16 protein-coding genes are annotated in these 18,151 nt (G+C 39.0%); 4 read left to right on the top strand and 12 right to left on the bottom strand.

Annotation, left to right across the window (positions count from 1 at the left end):
* The coding region (locus PH210_RS11575; RefSeq protein ID WP_289985488.1) for a transposase at window positions 1–354 on the top strand (354 nt) is incomplete at its 5' end.
* 395 nt (window positions 355–749) lie between these two features.
* Here the strand turns inward: PH210_RS11575 and PH210_RS11570 are convergent.
* The 3 genes from PH210_RS11570 to PH210_RS11560 all read right to left on the bottom strand — a co-directional run bounded on the left by PH210_RS11570 (window position 750) and on the right by PH210_RS11560 (window position 6,841).
* The gene (locus PH210_RS11570) at window positions 750–4,919 is read right to left on the bottom strand and encodes a tetratricopeptide repeat protein (protein WP_289985487.1); all 4,170 of its coding nucleotides are present in this window, start codon (window positions 4,917–4,919) and stop codon (window positions 750–752) included.
* Between the two features lie 108 nt (window positions 4,920–5,027).
* Window positions 5,028–6,494 carry an NAD(P)/FAD-dependent oxidoreductase gene (locus tag PH210_RS11565; protein ID WP_289985486.1) on the bottom strand — a complete coding sequence of 489 codons (1,467 nt, stop codon included), beginning with the start codon at window positions 6,492–6,494 and terminating at the stop codon, window positions 5,028–5,030.
* 182 nt (window positions 6,495–6,676) lie between these two features.
* Window positions 6,677–6,841 carry a YjcZ family sporulation protein gene (locus PH210_RS11560; RefSeq protein ID WP_289985484.1) on the bottom strand — a complete coding sequence of 55 codons (165 nt, stop codon included), beginning with the start codon at window positions 6,839–6,841 and terminating at the stop codon, window positions 6,677–6,679.
* 118 nt (window positions 6,842–6,959) lie between these two features.
* Between PH210_RS11560 and PH210_RS11555 the strand changes: the two genes are divergently transcribed.
* The gene (locus tag PH210_RS11555; protein ID WP_289985482.1) at window positions 6,960–7,556 is read left to right on the top strand and encodes a DUF502 domain-containing protein; all 597 of its coding nucleotides are present in this window, start codon (window positions 6,960–6,962) and stop codon (window positions 7,554–7,556) included.
* 21 nt (window positions 7,557–7,577) lie between these two features.
* Here the strand turns inward: PH210_RS11555 and msrB are convergent, their stop codons facing one another.
* From msrB to rsgA, 3 genes are all read right to left on the bottom strand, one after another.
* Window positions 7,578–8,018, bottom strand: a complete 441-nt coding sequence (gene msrB, locus PH210_RS11550) for a peptide-methionine (R)-S-oxide reductase MsrB (RefSeq protein ID WP_289985481.1) — start codon at window positions 8,016–8,018, stop codon at window positions 7,578–7,580.
* Complete coding sequence (gene msrA, locus PH210_RS11545; RefSeq protein WP_289985479.1) at window positions 8,008–8,553, bottom strand: peptide-methionine (S)-S-oxide reductase MsrA; 546 nt, start codon at window positions 8,551–8,553, stop codon at window positions 8,008–8,010. Before msrA ends, msrB begins: the two co-directional genes overlap by 11 nt.
* 123 nt (window positions 8,554–8,676) lie before the next feature.
* Window positions 8,677–9,744: a ribosome small subunit-dependent GTPase A gene (rsgA, locus tag PH210_RS11540; RefSeq protein WP_289985477.1), complete on the bottom strand. Its 1,068-nt coding sequence runs from the start codon at window positions 9,742–9,744 to the stop codon at window positions 8,677–8,679.
* 332 nt (window positions 9,745–10,076) lie between these two features.
* On the opposite strand from rsgA, the gene PH210_RS11535 reads away from it, so the two are divergent.
* Window positions 10,077–10,823, top strand: a complete 747-nt coding sequence (locus PH210_RS11535; RefSeq protein WP_289985475.1) for a DUF4397 domain-containing protein — start codon at window positions 10,077–10,079, stop codon at window positions 10,821–10,823.
* A gap of 29 nt (window positions 10,824–10,852) precedes the next feature.
* Here the strand turns inward: PH210_RS11535 and PH210_RS11530 are convergent, their stop codons facing one another.
* The 6 genes from PH210_RS11530 to PH210_RS11505 all read right to left on the bottom strand — a co-directional run bounded on the left by PH210_RS11530 (window position 10,853) and on the right by PH210_RS11505 (window position 16,821).
* Window positions 10,853–11,431 (bottom strand): YpmS family protein, encoded by a 579-nt coding sequence (locus PH210_RS11530; RefSeq protein WP_289985473.1) that lies wholly within the window; start codon window positions 11,429–11,431, stop codon window positions 10,853–10,855.
* Window positions 11,432–11,436: 5 nt separating this feature from the next.
* On the bottom strand, window positions 11,437–12,261 hold the full coding sequence (locus PH210_RS11525; RefSeq protein ID WP_289985471.1) for an SGNH/GDSL hydrolase family protein: 825 nt from the start codon (window positions 12,259–12,261) through the stop codon (window positions 11,437–11,439).
* A gap of 109 nt (window positions 12,262–12,370) precedes the next feature.
* Entirely contained in the window at window positions 12,371–12,949 is a 579-nt protein-coding gene (locus PH210_RS11520) for an SCO family protein (protein ID WP_289985469.1), read from the bottom strand.
* 79 nt (window positions 12,950–13,028) lie between these two features.
* Window positions 13,029–14,186, bottom strand: coding sequence for a Ger(x)C family spore germination protein (locus PH210_RS11515; protein WP_289985467.1), 1,158 nt, complete (start codon window positions 14,184–14,186; stop codon window positions 13,029–13,031).
* On the bottom strand, window positions 14,170–15,291 hold the full coding sequence (locus PH210_RS11510; protein ID WP_289985466.1) for a GerAB/ArcD/ProY family transporter: 1,122 nt from the start codon (window positions 15,289–15,291) through the stop codon (window positions 14,170–14,172). The genes PH210_RS11515 and PH210_RS11510 overlap by 17 nt, the downstream gene beginning before the upstream one ends.
* A gap of 12 nt (window positions 15,292–15,303) precedes the next feature.
* Window positions 15,304–16,821, bottom strand: coding sequence for a spore germination protein (locus PH210_RS11505; protein WP_289985465.1), 1,518 nt, complete (start codon window positions 16,819–16,821; stop codon window positions 15,304–15,306).
* A gap of 188 nt (window positions 16,822–17,009) precedes the next feature.
* On the opposite strand from PH210_RS11505, the gene PH210_RS11500 reads away from it, so the two are divergent.
* Window positions 17,010–17,897 (top strand): MBL fold metallo-hydrolase, encoded by an 888-nt coding sequence (locus PH210_RS11500; RefSeq protein WP_289985463.1) that lies wholly within the window; start codon window positions 17,010–17,012, stop codon window positions 17,895–17,897.
* Window positions 17,898–18,151: the final 254 nt, after the last annotated feature.

The raw sequence follows: 18,151 nt of genomic DNA, 5'->3' as shown, positions 1-18,151 counted from the left end.
GTAGAGATACGCACGATGATTAAACGTGTCTTTGAAGCTGTTACAATGGAGGATATCCGAAGATTTAAGAATGAATTAATGAACCAGTTTGGGGATGAAGCTAAGTATGCCAAGGCCTTGGCAACTTTAGATGAAGGCTTTGAAGATGCCATTCAATACCTAAACTTTCCTGAGAAGATGCACCCTCACATACGAAGCACAAATTCACTTGAACGTTTAAACCAGGAAGTCCGTAGAAGGGAGAAAGTAATACGTATCTTTCCCAATACTCAATCTGCCTTTCGTTTGGTAGGTGCTGTTCTCATGCAATATCAGGAGGTCTACTCCAAGAGAAAGACATTACTTAATAACTAATAAAACTTTTATTTTTAGACTCACTTCCATCATGGAATGATCACATATCCGGGAAGGGCTGTCAAAGTGAAAAGCCTTTGACAGCCCTTCCCGGATATGTAGATAAAAAGCCATGGAAGTTTCGCCCAAAAAAATAAAAGGGTATGGATAAAGATCATAAAAGGTAGAGCTGAAAACAATTGCTTTTGATTTTACACAATAATCAGGACTTGACTTTCCATGGGGACGAATTTCTTTGGAGTTCATAGATTTCTGTCCTCATGTAGGAGTCTTGCGGACAAAAATCCCCTTTAAGCAGGCAAAAATGTCCTCATGAAAATTCATGAGGACAGAAATCAAATGAAATTATAAAATTTGTTTTTCGAAAAATCATTTATCATAGGACAGTTTTAGTTTCATCCTATTTTTAACTTAACTAAATCTTCATCCTGTTCCGCTAACTGGCGGAAATAGTCTGTCTCTTCATTTTCGATTACGAAATCAAGCACATGCTGTGCTTCAGTGGTACGGTTAAGTAACGCTAAATAACAAGCCTTGTTGTAATGAGCAAGTAAATTTTCATCTTCCATTTCCAAAACCTGATTAATCATGTCTAATGCTTTTTCATTTTTATCTAAGTAACTCAACGTAACACTTAGCTGCAGTCTAATGGAGGAGTCAAAGGGATGGATTTCCATTCCTTTTTCAAGCAGTTCCTTAGCCTCAGCATATTTGCCTTGTTTATTTAACAATCTGCCTAAATAGGAATGGGCATGATTTTCAAATGGATTATCAGCAATTACCTGTTTCATTCTTTTTTCAGCTTCTGTTATGTCTCCTTTTTCTCCAATAATATAGGCAGAAACTGCTTGAACGTGGGAATTTTCAGGATCCTGCTGTAAACATTTTTCAAACAATGGGAATGCCGATTGATAGTCCTTGGAATCCAAATAAATCATGCCTAATTGATAGGCAATCTTTTCATCCCATGCAGCGGATAGAGCTTTCTGCAACACCTTAATAGAGTCATCCATTAAATCAAAATCCTCATAAAACTTAGCAAATCGGCTTACAAGATTCAGATTGTCAGGAGCCAATTTAATAGCCGTTTCGTACAACTCGATTGCTGTACCAAATATTCTCATTTGTTTAAATCGATTTTTCAGCTTTCGGACAAACCGAGTAAAAACATTCCCTTCATCCTCGTCCAACCAGTCTGCTTCTTTAAAATGCTCTTCAACAGTTTCACCAGCTAACAGGAACATAGAAGCCTTTTCTTCGTTTGTTCCTTTGAATTGATGAAGGAAATCCTCAAGAGCCGCCCAACGATTAGAAGCTGCGGTAAATTGGATAAGCGTTTTAAATAAATCTTCATCCTCGTTATACTTATTTAAAAGATGTTTAAGTCGTAAAGAACCCTCTTCCCACTTTTTCTGTTTAATTAACAGCTTGGCTTGGTGGTGAAGCAGTTCTGGCTGTTCCGGTTCAATTTCCAATGCTTCCTTTAAAGTACTCTCTTCTGCTTTTATATTTCCAAGCGCTCCGTGTGTGTAGGCCAGCATATCGAGTCTCCACACCTCCGGGAACGGGCCTTGCAAATTTTCAAGCTTGTTTAATAAATTATGCAATCCTTCCTCATCCATAATCGAGGTCAAGTATTCCACATTTACATTGATCGGGGCAATTTCCAAAAGACGAAGTAAATAGTCTGCCTCTTCTTCCCGCTTATCTTGGTATAATGCTATTTCCGCTAGCTTCAGATAAGCATGGTCGACTTTTGCATCCAGCTCTAAACACTTCTTAAAGGCATCCTTCGCAAAATCAAGCTGATTCAGATTAAAGTAAACCTCACCCAGACGGTAATAAGGAAAGGAATCTGCTCTAACTTTTAAAGCGGATTTGTACGCATCAATCGCTTGAGCATATTGCTGTTTTTCTTCATATAAAGCCCCTTGAAAACATTTAAATTCAACATTATTAGGATGTTGTGCTGATTTTTCAGAGAGGAATTTTATCGCCCTGTCAACGAAGGGTGTTTCTTCCACCAATCCCGCATAGAGTTCTAATGCATCATACAGATTGGAGTGAATAAATTCCATCCCGTCTTCAAAAAGCTTTAACCCATCCTCTAATAACGGTAGATCCTCCTCCTCTTTTGCCCAGTCAGCAAATATCCTGCCACAGTTAATTAAAAATTCACTATCTTTTTCAAAACGTCCTGCATGCTTTTTTAAATATTGAACAGCTTCTTTTTTATGGTCATCACTTGCCATCGATTCTGCCATTCCTAAATAGGCAAATCGCTCATCAGGAAATAAACTTATACAAGTTTGATAAATATTGATTGCTTTTGACCATTCTTCTTGGTTCCTATATAATTCCCCTAGCCGGATATATACTTGAGAGGATTTTGCCGATTGTATGCCAGATAACAGTATTTCCTCCGCCTTTTCCAACTGATCAAATTCCACCTCAAACAAGTCGGCGGCAGCAAGATAGGCATAAGGGGCTTCATGGTCTAATTTCATAGACATTAGGTACCCTTTTAAGGCCTTCCTGTGTTTTCCTAATTTTTGATCTAGACGTGCTCTCTCATACCAGGCATGGGCATCCTTAGGTTCGTCTTTGATAAGCGCATTATATAGCATCCGGGCATTTTCATTCTCGTTCTTTTCCATTAAGACTGCTGCATGGTTCAATCGGATAAAGCGGTCGTCTGGAGCAAGCATCATACTAATCTTTGAAAATAACTCGGCTTGAACGATATCCTTTTGATATAGATAGGAAAGTGCTAGATAGCTCCAAGTATAATATTGATCAGGGTCAAGTTGCAGCGAGTTTCTGAAGTAACGGGCTGCTTCTTCATGTTGGTCAAAATAGAGTGAAATTCTGCCCTTTAAAAAATGATATAAGGTACTAAATGTTTTCCGGTTCGTTTTGGAAAGCTGACGCTCGGAAAGTTCCATTTTTGACAATCTTAAATAGGCCTGTGAAACATGGAGATTAAAGAAATCACTCTCTGGATATTCAAGTAAAATCCTTTCTGCACAGGCAATGATAAAATCTCCATATTCATCAAAGGAAAAATGCTTTACGACATATATGGGAGTGTACGGAATTTCAATGTTTTCTTGCAAAAATTGAAAAAACAAGTCTTTGGATCTATTTTCATCCTCCTCCATTTTTTCACCGAAATCATGAAGTGTCCGAAAATAGGAGTCCTCTTTAAGGGAAAGAAAGGCTATCTCCTCAGTTCTTGCATTAGGCACCGCAACAATTGACATATAACTGGTTGCGCGATTGGCTTTTTGAAGCTCTTCGCTCGAAACATACAGCCCTTCCAGCATGTTTGGGTCCTGTATATGATAAAAGTCAAAGCGGCTGTCATAGCCCGTCATTACTTGTACATGGGATGAATGTTCAAAATCAACACTCAAAAGGATAGGAATGCCCTGCTTTAATAACTGTACATACCGCTCCTTGTTACCAATAAAGTATCGGCAGGAAAACCCAAGCTTTTCAAGATAGGCAACTGTGGTCGACAATCTGGAGCCTGTAAAATCAAAAATATGGGTGGCAATTTCATCCTGCGTGATTTTCATCCCGTAAGAATTAAGGATCATTTCTAAACTGGCCGGGACGCAATAATTGCTCTTTTGAACGATGGGCCTTATCTTTAGCTTGATTAACTCTCCATCTTCTTTTTTTCGTTCAAAAAGGGAAGATTTTAAGCGTTCCTCTTGTATGAAGGCTTCCAGTCGGGTGAAATCCTCTATTTGATAGTAGGCATTCCCAGTCAAATGACTGAAATACTTTTGATAGACATTTAGCGAAATGCAATCGTTCAATTGCTTGATCACTTCCAGCATTTCCCTTGGCTTTCCAAGGTCTCGATAGCGTTTTACTTTTTCCACCAGAAAAGCAGGCGTTTCTGGGTATTGCTTTTCCCCTTCCTCTATCAGTTTTAATGCTTCAGTGGGGCGGCCATTGGCTGAATATAAATCGGATAATAGCAAGTAACAGTAACGGCCTCGCTCTGGATCCTTTAAACCCATTTGCAGATATTCTTCTGCCTTGTCTCGATTCCCCATTTGCAACTGAATATACCCAAGCTTATCCTCAATAGGCCTCGAAGATTCTTTCAGCTTTTCAAGTAACGGCTCGATCTCCTTGTAGCGTTTCATTTCTAATAAACAACGAATCTTGGAAAAACACGCTCTTTCCAGGCTTTCACTTTCGTGAATATTTTCCTTACTTTCAGTTATGAATCGTGTAATGATATCTTCTGCCTCTAAGGGTCTCCCGCCATCCAATAATTCTTCACAATACCAGGAGGCTGTTAAAAGATTCTGAAATCGCCTGTAGGCATACCGGACGATAAAGGCACTGTAGTTGTACATTAAAAAATGGTCAGTAATCTTAAGAATTATTTTAAAATCCTCTGCGGACTCTATTTTTTCAAGTTCCTTTTTCAAATCAGTGTATCGGAAAGATTTCAAACGAGAAATTTCGCCATTCAATACCTCAAGGGCCTGATAGAATTGTTTTTGTTCATAAAGGGCTTTAAGTTGAGTAATAATCGTCATTTTACACCTCTGCATTCGAAACCATTTCTTTTAGTCTAGCATATTAAAAAATGCTCTACATTCCTAGAGAATTCCAGAAAAAAAATAAAAACCCGCTACAAAGCGGGCTTAAGTCATTACTATTTCTTTCTTTTGTTCCGTTACAGTTTTTTCGATAATGTCTCTTGCAATCCAGACGCCGCAGGCGCTTGCCTGGGCGAGCCCTCTTGTTATACCGGCACCATCGCCGCCAACATACAGGCCGCTGATTTCTGTTTCAAATCGGTCATTTAATTTTGGTCTGGCGGAATAGAATTTCGCTTCCACACCATAGAACAAGGTATGTTCGGATGCAAGACCAGGTGTTACTTGATTCAATGCCTCTGTCATTTCTATTAAACTCTTTAATGTGTTATAAGGAAGGACTAATCCAAGGTCGCCAGGTACCGCTTCTTTTAATGTTGGTTCTAGGAATCCCTCTTTAATACGTTTATCAGTTGATCTTCTTCCCTTTAAGATGTCGCCATATTTTTGGACGATTAATCCGCCATTCGATAGGCTGTTTGCCAATCGGGAAATTTCATGCGCATATTCATTCGGCTTATCAAACGGATCGGAAAATGTGTGTGAGACTAGCAGGGCAAAGTTCGTATTCGGGCTGCCTAGCTTTGGATCCTTGTATGCATGGCCATTTGCCAGCATGATACCAGAATGGTTTTCCACCACAACATGGCCTGATGGATTGCTGCAGAACGTACGCACTCTGGTTCCGACAGATGTATTAAAAACAAATTTCCCTTCATATAAATGCTCATTGATTTCCTGCATAACAATATTAGAAGTTTCCACGCGGACACCAATATCAACTTGGTTGCTAATCATCTTTAATCTGCGCTTTTTCAAAATATCGGAAAGCCATTTAGAACCGTCTCTGCCTGGAGTGATGATTACTTTATCAGCGTAAATATTTTGCTCGCCTTTTAGTTTAATTCCCTTAACCACATGACCGTCCGGATTTTTTTCTGTAAGAAGATCTTCAACTTCTGTTTTAAATTTCATCTCAATCTTATCTTTTAAATATTCAAAAATACTTTTCAAGATTTCAAGGTTCTGTTCCGTACCCAAGTGGCGAACCTGGGCTCGCAGCAGCTTAAGTCCTGCAGCAAAGCCGCGGCGTTCGATATCCTTTACTTCCTCGGTTAACGGATCAGTAATACTTTGGGTAGCCCCGTGCTGTAAATTAATCTCGTCCACATAGCGAATTAAATCTACTACTTGAGAGTCTGGCAAATAATCCGTCATCCAGCCGCCAAATTCACTTGTGATATTAAACTTCCCGTCCGAATAGGCACCAGCACCACCGAACCCATTTGTAATCGAACAGGCAGGCAAGCATCCGGCAAAATCCTTTTTCCCTGCAGCCGGCGGACATTTTTCAATTTTCTTTTGTAAAATTGGGCAATTACGTCGATAAATATCATGTCCTTTATCAACTAATAAAACCTTTGCGTTCGGCATTTTTAGTGTAAGTTCATAGCAGGCGAAGATCCCTGCAGGGCCAGCCCCCACTACAATCACATCATATCTCGTATTCATTGTCCAATTACCTCCAAAGTCGTTTTACTCAACATTGGTAAATATAGCATGCATTTCCCCATCCGTCAACAATAAATACGAACTATTTCTTACAATATGTATATAACGTTCGTGTTTTGGTTATTAGTCTGAATGTTAGAACAAAACCTAAGGCTGACTCCTCGAGTCAGCCTTTTTACATTTTAATAAGCCCAGCTTGCACCAATGATGATTAACAAGATAAATAGAACAACGATTAAGGCAAAGCCTCCAAACCCGCATCCTACTCCGCCAAAACCTACTCCTCCGTAACCTACTCCGGGATAACCGCAGCAGCCATCATAACCGAATCCATGACCATAATGCATAAAAGAATCACTCCTTAAGTAATTGTTCTTTCCCTTGTTACTTTATGAACTAGGTACTTGACCTGTCTGTGCATTCGCCTATATTATGAAAGACAATGATAAATTTGTAGGTGATTTGATGAAATCCATATTGAAAAATTTTATAAACGGCATTCTAACGATTGTGCCAATCATTCTTGTGATCTATGTGATTTATAAAACCTTTATGTTTTTAGATAGTCTGCTTGGGAATACGCTAAAGCCTTTTTTTAAAGATGATTACATACCTGGAATCGGCTTACTGACTACTATCGTATTAATAACTCTTTTAGGCTGGATGTCTACGAAATATATAACTGGGAAGATTATTAAACTAATTGATAAGCTTCTCGAAAAAATTCCCGTCGTCAAAACGATTTACTCCGTAATTAAAGACACCGTTCAATCGTTTCTTGGCGAGAAGAAATCTTTTTCCAAGGTTGCCCTTGTCACGCTTCCTGGAACGGAAATGAAAAGTGTTGGTTTTATTACATCAGAACAGTTGGAAAGCTTCCATGACCCGCTTAAAGACCATGTCGCGGTTTATATTCCGCAAACCTTTCAAGTTGCCGGATTTACGTTTTTAGTTCCTAAGGAACAGGTTGAAGTGATTGAGGTGAAGGCGGAGGATGCGATGAAATTCGTCCTATCTGGCGGAATGACCTCCTCAAGTAAGCAAAATGGAAATAATGCATAAAAAAAGCCGCATTAGCGGCTTTTATTTTACTTCAAATAGTTTTGAATATTCTCCGTAGCCTTCCTCTGCTAATCTATCCTTTGGAATAAATTTAAGGGCGGCGGAATTAATGCAGTACCGTAACCCAGTTGGATTTGGGCCATCGTTAAACACATGGCCTAAATGAGAATCTGCCGATGTGCTCCTTACTTCGGTTCGAATCATAAAATGGCTGAAATCCTGCTTCTCGGTCACTTCATCCTCATGAATCGGCTTGGTAAAGCTCGGCCAGCCGCAGCCGGCATCGAACTTATCGAGGGAACTGAACAGCGGCTTACCGGAAACAATATCGACATAAATGCCTTCCCGTGTTTCATTCCAATATTCATTGCGGAAAGGAGGCTCCGTCCCATTATTTTGTGTCACCTCAAACTGCATCGGTGTCAATTCTTTTTTCAACTGATTCAAATCTTTATTTTTCATTTTTGGTTTCCCCCCAGTGGCTTTGAATATATCCGGCACGTCCTGAGCCGATATGATACCGTTCGTAGTGGGCTGGATTTTTCTTATAATATTGCTGGTGATACTCTTCGGCCGGATAAAAGGTTTGTGCCGGCAGAATTGGTGTCACAATCGGTTTGTTAAAGCGGCCGCTTGCCTGCAATTCTTGTTTGGATTCTTCCGCCAGTCTCTTTTGCTGCTCATCATGGTAGAAAATTGCTGTCTGATACGATTGACCGCGATCGTAGAATTGACCGCCTGGATCAGTTGGGTCAATTTGCTGCCAAAACAGCTCAAGCAATTTTTCGTATGGAAAAACCTCAGGATCAAAGGTTATTTGAACCGCTTCATAATGCCCGGTTGTATCACTGCACACCTGCTGGTATGTCGGATTTGCCACAGTTCCCCCTGTATACCCGGAAATCACACTTCTAATGCCCGGCTGTTCATCGAACGGTTTCACCATACACCAAAAACAGCCGCCAGCAAATGTAGCTAGTTGGTTTGTCCTTTCCATGTTCCCACCCCTTCGTTTACTTTGATTAAAAGTATACAAAATCTAAATCCAAAAATAAAATTCCCTGACTGAAATATAAAAAAGTACCGGATCAGTCATGTTGCTGATCCGGTATAAAGTCTCTTAATATTTACTTCGCTGCTTTATTTGCTTATTAATATTCTTCCATTGCTTTCTGACTTCCGCTTGTGCCCGCTTATCTGATTTTCGTTCAATAAACGCAAGCTCTTTTTGCAGCTTATTGTAACTCGTAAAGCGTTCGGAAGAAAGTGTTCCTTCATGAATGGCCTGCACAACAGCACAGCCAGGCTCATCTTTATGCTGACAATCACGAAATTTACATAAATCTGCTAATTCTTCAATATCCGAAAAGGTCTCTGAAAGGCCATCTGCACTTTCCCAAAGCTGCAGCTCCCTCATTCCCGGAGTATCAATTAACACACTGCCATTTGGCAATAACACAAGCTCTCGGTGTGTCGTCGTATGACGCCCTTTATCATCGCCCGAACGAATTTCTTGAACCAGCTGCTTATCTTCACCGAGCAATCGATTCGTTAAAGTTGATTTTCCGACACCTGAGGAGCCGAGCAAGGCGATCGTTTTTCCAGGCTGCAAAAAAGGTTCAAGCTTTTCTAACCCTTCATTTGCCTCGGCACTAATAGGTATCACCGGAACCCCGCCGAAGGCAATCGCTTCGACCTCCGCCGCCTTCTCGGTTACATTGGTGCAAAGGTCGGCTTTGCTTAAAACGATAACCGGATTTGCCCCGCTTTCCCATGTTAATAAGAGGTACCGTTCTATTCTACGTAAATTTAAATCCTCGTTTAAGGAATTAACAAGAAAAACCGTATCCACATTGGCAGCCACTATTTGTTCCTCCGCCGTATCTCCTGCCGATTTTCGTGAAAATTTACTATTTCTCGGCATGATAGCAAGGATCGTTCCCTTGCCTTCAGCAACTCTAGGTTTCAAGCATACCCAATCGCCTACAGCGGGATAGTCCTCTCTTAACTGAGCATTAAAACTGAACTTACCGGATACTTCACATAATAATTCTCCCTGTTCAGTCCATACTCTGTACATTCGTTTATGTTCCAGCGCAACCCGCCCCAGAAGACATTCGTCACTACCTTTTAATTGTTCAAAATTATTTTTAATCGTTTCTGTTAAACCAATCGTTTTTAAATTCATCTTTATTCCTCCAGCGAATATTTTTTCAAAACAAAAAACCATAGGCACACACAGCCCATGGCTTTATTCGCATACGAAAATAAAGACAAAGTTCCTAAACGGGTTGATTTTGGGCTGTGCAAACAATATTCAAATCTCGCTTTACATTCTTCACTTCAATTAACATTGCACATCACCCACTTTCAAGCATATTTGATACTAGTATATGTTTAAATTATCCATTTGTCTATAAAAAATACAAAAAATCCAGTTTGCGGAATGTGATGATAGGCACCTGACTAGTAAAGCATGAATAAATTAAGATGTAATTAACTAGCTGGGAGCTGAATCGTATGTCAGAAGAGCGAACACATTCAGATTATCTTCAAAGGGCCGCGATGTATGATATGCTGGCGCAGTTTTATAAATATATTGACCCAAACCTTCATATTCATTCCTATTTAAAACATGTGAAATACATGAACAAAGCCTTGTACATGATGAGGAATCATTCTAAGGAAGAAGCTATGGTCCGTTTCGTCCACACCTCCTATGATTCCCCTGAGGTTGATATTTATATTAATGGGCACCGGGCAGTCCGAGAGCTTGGATTTAAAAGTGCAAGTAACGCTCAGTCCTTAAAAGCCGGGAAATACCATATAGATATTTATCCCGCCGGAAATTTAGTGGACAGCATCTTAAACAAAACAATTACAATCGAGTCAGGTAAATCCTATACCCTTGCTGCCATTGACTCTGTTAAGAAAATGCGTCTCTTACTGTTTGAAAATCAACCTGAAGTACCAACAAATGAAACGAAAGTCCGTTTTATCCACTTATCACAGGATACTAAAGGATTTGATATTGCCGTCAAGGACCGAGATGTGATTTTCCCGAACGTATCTTATAAACATGCAACGGAGTATTTAGGGTTAACACCTATGACTGTAGATCTGGAGGTGAGGGAAGCAGGCAGCAGGATGGTGATTTTACCAATGCCTAAAGTCCAGTTTAAAGGAAATGAAAGCTACACGATTGTTTTTGTTGGCAGCTTAAAGGAAGATTCTGAACTACAATATATTACTTTAAAAGATGAATGAACAAAAAATAAGGTGCCCTCGCAAGGCACCTATTTCACGGGAACTAATATCGTAAAGGCGATATCATCCTTTTTTAAATTGAATTTTTTCACTTTAATTTTGAGATCACTCTTAAGCTTCAAATTTTGCATGTTCACATACACTTTTTTTTCATTGGGGCGAATGTCTACTCCCATTGGCAGTTTATAGTTTTCACGAATAAAGTTCAGCACATAGGAAATAGGGAGATTTAAGCGTCCGATCGACATCGTCTTTTGTTTTAAGACTAAGTCACCATTATTAAGCGACTTCGGTTCAAAAGTTAATTTCAAATTAATTTCTTCACTAAAAAATGGCAGGATTCCGTATAACTCCACTTCATCACCCAACACAACCCGATAATCTATCCGAGAATCGGCTGCTTCCTCCTGCAAGTAATGATTGATCAACCGATTTAAATCATTTTTGTTTGAATTGACATGGAAAGAAACATAATCTCCACTTGGAACCTTTAATTTTCCGTTCTCCTTATCATCTGGCGGAATCATTATCAGCGACAGCACGATAATGGCGCACAGAAGGTTAATTCCTAACAAGAGGAGAAAACCTATTTTCCATTTATTTTTCATAAAATCTAATTCTCCTCTGTACTAACCATATAAGGCTTCTTTTCAAGGTCAGGGATAACTTGTTCACCGAAGGTTTCGTTCAACCTTTCGGCAATCAATTCATAGCCTTTATCATTTGGATGAAAATTATCAGTATACAATAAATTTTCATCTGCATTTAAAAACACATCTTCAATGGGAACAAAATAGGCATTGGGATAATGAGTAATTACCGTTCTTCCAGCATTATTCCAATCAGAGACAATCGTATCCATTTCTTCAATATCAGGAAACCATTTTGAGAAGGGATTATATAATCCGACTAACACAATTGAGGCATTCGGATTCTCCTGGACAATGGTTTCGAAAATTTGGGTTAAATGCTTCTGATATGATTCTTTTTCCTTATTAAAAATAGAAAGCTGCAGGTTGGAAAGATTGTCCCTAACCACTTTCATAACATCGTTTCCGCCAATCGTAATAACCACCACATCTGCCCTTTGCAGAACCGACTTCATTTCTGGTGATTGAAGCCTCTTTAACAATTGGGTAGTACGATTGCCTTTGACACCATAATTATAGAAATCCACTTCTTGTATTCCTTTTTCTTTTTCCAGTAACGTGTCTAAATAGGGCAGGTAACCACCTTGCTTTGTACTATCCCCGACACCTTGCGTTAGTGAATCACCAGCTGACAGCACCGTTAATTTCCGCGGTAAAAAATTAGCAGGAACAGGCTCAAAGACTTCCGCCGCGGTTTGCTTAGCCGGATGGAGTGTCATATGATTAGACCCAGAACATGAAGATAAAAATAAGGCCGAGAGAATTAGAGGGGTGAAAAACTTTTTCATCTTTATTCACCTTCCTTCTAAATTATTGTTATTATAACACGATGAGAAAAATTCAAAACAAATATGCCTAATTTCCTTTTACGGCATAAAAATAGACCTCCTTAGAGATCTATTGCAATGTTTTGATATTATCGATGATTTCATCATATGGAACATCCTTAAAACCCGAATACGACTTTTTAATCTTTCCATCAGGCCCCACTAGGTAAAAATAGGTTTGATGGATGACCTGATCACCTTCTACTGGTTTTTTTACTAATGTCTTAAAGGTATTCATGGCATATTTCTCAATATAATCTTGAGAATAACCTGTTAAGAGCGTCCAGTTATTTAGGTCCGCTCCATATTGTTTTGCATAATTAGCAAGCTTTTCAGGTGTATCCACCGTTGGGTCTACACTAAAAGAGACAAACTCGACATTTTTTAAGCCTTCGTCTTTAACCATTTTTTGCAGCTTGGTCATATTGGCGGTCATTGGCGGGCAAACATCTGCACAATTCGTAAACACAAAATCCGCAACCCAGATCTTCCCTTTTAAATCCTTCAAACCAAAGGACTTATTGTCATGGCTGGTAGCAGAAAAATCTTTTACTGGCCAATTAACAGCACCCTCTATTTCTTTTTTCCCACATGCTGACAGTAAAAACATAAAAACAATTAGAACGATAACCGATAACTTGAGCTTCATTATTTCACCTACAACCTTTTCTTTTCCATTACGTGAATAGTTTAACAAAGAATAGAAAAAGAAGAAAGGAAAAGGCGCATTAATCGATGACGCCGGTTTTAACAATCCTATTTTTTACTTGCACATCAAAGCTTGCTCGCTTATATATTTCTCTCCATTCCTTTTTGGAAAGATTTTTCCCGCGTAAATGGGCCTTATATTCATTTCCAATTCCAACCGGATCAACGTCTAGTTTTTGAAAATACTTCATTAATCCGTTAATGTCCTTTTCCATCGCCTGATTTAATTTCTTTTCAATAAACTTAATCGAGGATGGATTGGAATAATCTAATGGTTCAGTCGATTCTAGCAAGCGTGAATCAAGTTTTACCTCTACCTTAAATTTTAGAGTTTTCTTGTCTATCAATTTGAGCTTAGCATGACTGTTGATACTATCAATGTCAATAAACAATTTGCTGTAAACATCTCGAATCGAGTGCTCTCCTTTTTTCAATCGAATCCTTTCAAAATCTGAACGTTTAAATCCAAGTTCATGTGTCCCTGCGTTGAACTTATCGGATAAAATTTTTAAATAAAAGTGCTCTTTTGGGCCAAGCTCGGCAATATATTGGTCATCCTTAAAAAGGGCTAAACCTTTAATGATTACATCACGATTTTGAACTTTTAAAACAGGCAGCACCGGGTCTTTCCCGATATCATAATAATTATGATTGAATTCCTGCAGGGTGGGTGAAAGAATTTGCTCACTTTCAACATTTTGTTTGATTAAATTATACAGGTAGGTTCCGAGGCTTATTTTAGAATTTGTTTTGTCGATATCCATTATCTCTTTAGCGGAGCCATCCGCTACTGTTAAATAAACCATATTTCCGACGGTAGAGTCACGATTGAGTGCATCTACTAGCTGAATGACTCCTTTCTTAGCGAGTTCTTTACTATAGATAACACATCGCATTTGTCCTGTAACAAGCTTTTGATTGGATTGCAGATTCTGACCTTGTCTTAAACCTCTACTCGTATTCGCTGTTGTGGTAATCATCTTTGTAATGTTTTGTGCCATTGGATCAAACTGATGAACGACCACCGTCCCTCTAATCACATTTTTCTTTTCCAAATCATAACCTACCGCTGTTACGAGGCCCAATTTTTCAAGCTGTTTTTGCTCAACACAGCCAGGAACAAATAAGACACATAAAATCAAGACGGTGAAGAAAATTCGTTTACGAACCTTGAGCATTAGCCGCCTTCCTCCTCATAAACCTTTTCTTCATTAATACGATGGCAGACAGCATCACCGGATAACAAAATGCCAGGACAAATCCCATTTTTGCGACATAATCTGTCACAGTATTCATTTGACTCCGAGTATGAACAAAAAAAGCCAGAGCCCAGCCAAGAATACCAATGATCCAAATTCCATGTTTCTGCTTCATTTTGATGACCCTGCTAAATCCTTTTGATGCCGCCCAAAGGTACGCACTCATATTGGGTAAAATAATTAACATCCAAAAGGAAACGGCAATAAATTCAAATCTCTCTAAGTTAGGTAGGCGTACAATTTTAAACATCGATAAAACAGGCCAAATGGTACGTGCCAAACTATCTTCTGCAAAGAACATAATGGAAACTAGAGTAACAACGGTAAAAAGGATGGTTGTATATAAATTTCCTATTTGCGCATACAGCAGAGTACTTTTTTTATCCTTGATAAAAGGATAGAAAAACATTAATAATTCAAATCCCATCATTGATAGGGAGGAACCGTATATGCCTTTAATTAGGTGCTTTACATCAATATTTAAAATAGGAAATAAGTGCGTCGTATCAGCATATTTCATTGGTACAATGAGAATGGCGCCAAGCCACAGGGTACCTAAAACACCCAAAAAAGCAAATCCGATCACAATTCTAACTCCTCCTTGAACGGCATAAACAGACAAAGCAATTAGGACAAGAGAGAGCTGCCAGGTTGGCAAATTAGGAAAGATCCACACCTGGACAATCTCGATATAATTCATAAAAATAGTGAAAAAACAGGCCGATAAGTAGATCATATAAACGATGTTCAAAAAGTTGCCGATCCATCTTCCATATATGTCAACTTGAATTCCATATAAATCCGCACTGTCATATTGTTTAAGCATGATAAACATGGCCCAAATGACAATGCCCGTAATCACCCCCGCGAGAAACACGGAAATCCAGGCATCATGTTTAGAATCTAAATAAACAATTCGCGGAAGTCCAACAACTCCCACCCCGGTTTGCACTTTATGAATAAAAAACATAAGGAGATAGGCATTAAATAACAGGCCTAATCTTGGATGTAAATCTACCTTCATTTTGTACCGCTCCTATTCATCTACATCCTTTTTTTCTTTTGCCTTTTTGAAAGGAAACCGATCATTATCTTTGGGCTGATTTGTTGCTGGCCTTTTGGAGAGATACTCAAGGGGATACCTGAACATACTGTAACCTAAATCCGAAAGTCTTAGTGGATAGGCTGGAGATAAATAAGGCCGTCCCAACGAGTCTAGTTTTAATAGATGAATCATGAAAAAACAAAAGGCAACCATTATCCCAATCCCACCCCAAAAACCGGCCATAATAATAATCGGAAACCGGATAATCCGAATAGCCGTACCCATTAAATAACTAGGTGTTGTAAACGATCCAAGGGCACTAAGGGCAATAATAATAATTAAAATATTACTCGTAAATCCCGCATCCACTGCCGCCTGCCCGATGACGATACCACCAACAATACCCATCGTCTGACCCACTTTAGTAGGCAGCCTCGCTCCCGCCTCTCTTAACATCTCGATAATAAATTCCAGCAATAATGCCTCAAATACAGGCGGGAAAGGGACATTGGCCCTTGATTGCCCTAAAGATACAAGCAATGGAGAAGGAATGACTTCATAATGGTACGTTAATACGGATACATATGCCGGCGTCAAAAGCACGGATAAAAAAATAGCTGTTAGACGGAGCATCCGCAAGAAAAAAGCCATATTCCAGCGCATATAAATATCTTCGGTTGATTCAAAAAAGGTAAAAAAAGGCGTAGGTCCATAAAGGGCTGCAGGACTGCGATCCATTAGAACCGCTACTTTACCGCTTAATAAACCAATCGAAATTCGATCAGGCAATTCAGTTGTCATTAACTGCGGAAATACCGACCAGCTATTGTTTTCAATCAATTGGCCAAGAACCGTGGTATCTGGAATATAGTCAACCTTTAAATTTGAAATTCTCTGTCTAAAGGTTTCTACATTGTTTGGATCAGCGATATCCTTAATATAAACAATCTTAATTCTTGCTTTTACTCTTGTACTAACTTCAATATCCTCAAAGCATAATTTCGCATCCTTAACATTACTCCGCAATATATTCACATTAATCGGAAGGGACTCTGTAAACGATATTTTGGGACCATAAACCAGTGCTTCTGTTTCGGCCTTTTCCAGGGACCTTTCAGCTGTCTTGCTTACGTTTGCCAGCAGTCCACATGGTTCACCCTCAACATAAATGTAGACACTTCCTTCGATAATAGACTCGACAATTTCTTTTAGTTGATTGGAAGCAGATAATTGAGCAATCGGAAGAATTTGCGCTACCTCTTCTAACGTCATATTCTTTGTAAAGTTTGTTTGCAACGATTGAAGGATAAATTCATCAAGGCTGGATTTATCAATTAAACTACTTAAAAAACTTGTTAATATCTTTTTCCCATCTTTTTTTATCGTTCGAAAACTGATATCAGAACAGGAGGCAAGTTCCTCTTCTAATTGTTTTTTTAGTTCATCGACATTTAAACTATGCGATTTATGTTCCTCTGCCTGCTTTCTATCTGATCTCCATTTGAACATAGTCAACACCTTTAGTCCGTCTGTTTTTTTTATTTTTACCAAAAAAACAAATTATACCCAAAAGAAAACCGATGATACATTTCATGAGTTAGAAAGGTTTCATTCAGAAAATGGATATGGTATTATGAATGAGTATTCATTCATGTTTTTGGAAAATTGGAACCTTTTCACTAATGGAGGTGTTAATCATGAAGCGTTTTGGACCAATCATGGTTTTAGAAGGCCCAAATACAAGCAAGGTCCCTTATTCCCGAAGCTTATTCATCAATGATTCCGAAAAGCTTTTGATCGATACCGGAGCAGACCCGAACCTTTTAAAAGAGATTTATGAGGATTACGGACTGGACTTAATTATCAATACGCATTACCATCCCGATCACACTCGCTTCAACCACGTTTTTACGGACATCACAAAATGGATTAACCCCATCGAATATGAAACGTCACGGTCTATTGAAGGAGTGGCGAAGGCGAATGGCGTTTATCAAGAATGGGGTCCGATTGGTGTGGAGAAATGGAAAAAGAATCTCCCGCAGGAATGGGTGAAAAACCTCGGAGAAATATCGGGGACCTATGATTATGAAGTAGAATATCGCTTTGGAAAAGTAAAGATACATTTTCTTCATACACCTGGTCATACAAGCGGGCTTTCGTGCCCTTACTTCCCGGAGCATGGCGTTGTATTTACGAGTGACTATGACATGACTTCATTTGGTCCATGGTATAACGGTACGGATGGGAATATTGAAGATTTCATCGCTTCCGGTAAACGATTGCTGTCCCTTGATGCTGACACCTATATTACCGGCCATCAAAAAGGGATTTTTTCTAAGCAGGACTTTCAAGCGGCGATGGATAAATTCCTTGCCATAATTGACCGGCGCGATCAAACCATTGAGAAATATGTACGGGAAGGACTTTCGTTTGAGGAACTCACAAGCATTGGAATTTTCTACCCCAAAAAAAGTTTGGAAAATACTATTTTTAAAACATGGGAACGAAGCGGGATACGGAAACATCTGGACAGATTAGGGTTGACGGTTCCTGAAGCTTCTGAAAAAGTGGTAAATGGTTGATTGATTTTTCATTGTGGCGCTAGGATGGGTTGGGTTGGTAACATTAAGATTCGATTCGCAAATAAAATTCGAGTTTTCGCAAATATTACTGGATTATTCGCAAATAAAAGTTTTTCTGGTGAGATCTTAACGGTTTTTACATGCAAATTTCATATTTTTTAATCCATGAAAAATGATATCGGCGAATTTTTCGTATTTATCAGCGGTTCTGGCCACTTTATCAGCGAATTTACAAATTTATCAGCGAATCTAGC

It is taken from the genome of Paenibacillus sp. BSR1-1 (assembly GCF_030403775.1).
GTDB lineage: Bacteria > Bacillota > Bacilli > Bacillales > Cytobacillaceae > Neobacillus.
This window is presented reverse-complemented; position numbering and strand designations above follow the sequence as displayed.

What these genes read in the sequence shown, in the direction of transcription:
- msrA (WP_289985479.1), bottom strand. Translation starts at nt 8,553, where the DNA reads ATGGAAAGGACAAACCAACTAGCTACATTTGCTGGCGGCTGTTTTTGG.
- PH210_RS11510 (WP_289985466.1), bottom strand. Translation starts at nt 15,291, where the DNA reads ATGAAGGTAGATTTACATCCAAGATTAGGCCTGTTATTTAATGCCTAT.
- PH210_RS11535 (WP_289985475.1), top strand. Translation starts at nt 10,077, where the DNA reads ATGTCAGAAGAGCGAACACATTCAGATTATCTTCAAAGGGCCGCGATG.
- PH210_RS11505 (WP_289985465.1), bottom strand. Translation starts at nt 16,821, where the DNA reads ATGTTCAAATGGAGATCAGATAGAAAGCAGGCAGAGGAACATAAATCG.
- PH210_RS11555 (WP_289985482.1), top strand. Translation starts at nt 6,960, where the DNA reads ATGAAATCCATATTGAAAAATTTTATAAACGGCATTCTAACGATTGTG.
- PH210_RS11515 (WP_289985467.1), bottom strand. Translation starts at nt 14,186, where the DNA reads ATGCTCAAGGTTCGTAAACGAATTTTCTTCACCGTCTTGATTTTATGT.
- PH210_RS11530 (WP_289985473.1), bottom strand. Translation starts at nt 11,431, where the DNA reads ATGAAAAATAAATGGAAAATAGGTTTTCTCCTCTTGTTAGGAATTAAC.
- PH210_RS11500 (WP_289985463.1), top strand. Translation starts at nt 17,010, where the DNA reads ATGAAGCGTTTTGGACCAATCATGGTTTTAGAAGGCCCAAATACAAGC.
- PH210_RS11565 (WP_289985486.1), bottom strand. Translation starts at nt 6,494, where the DNA reads ATGAATACGAGATATGATGTGATTGTAGTGGGGGCTGGCCCTGCAGGG.
- PH210_RS11525 (WP_289985471.1), bottom strand. Translation starts at nt 12,261, where the DNA reads ATGAAAAAGTTTTTCACCCCTCTAATTCTCTCGGCCTTATTTTTATCT.
- PH210_RS11570 (WP_289985487.1), bottom strand. Translation starts at nt 4,919, where the DNA reads ATGACGATTATTACTCAACTTAAAGCCCTTTATGAACAAAAACAATTC.
- msrB (WP_289985481.1), bottom strand. Translation starts at nt 8,018, where the DNA reads ATGAAAAATAAAGATTTGAATCAGTTGAAAAAAGAATTGACACCGATG.
- rsgA (WP_289985477.1), bottom strand. Translation starts at nt 9,744, where the DNA reads ATGAATTTAAAAACGATTGGTTTAACAGAAACGATTAAAAATAATTTT.
- PH210_RS11560 (WP_289985484.1), bottom strand. Translation starts at nt 6,841, where the DNA reads ATGCATTATGGTCATGGATTCGGTTATGATGGCTGCTGCGGTTATCCC.
- PH210_RS11520 (WP_289985469.1), bottom strand. Translation starts at nt 12,949, where the DNA reads ATGAAGCTCAAGTTATCGGTTATCGTTCTAATTGTTTTTATGTTTTTA.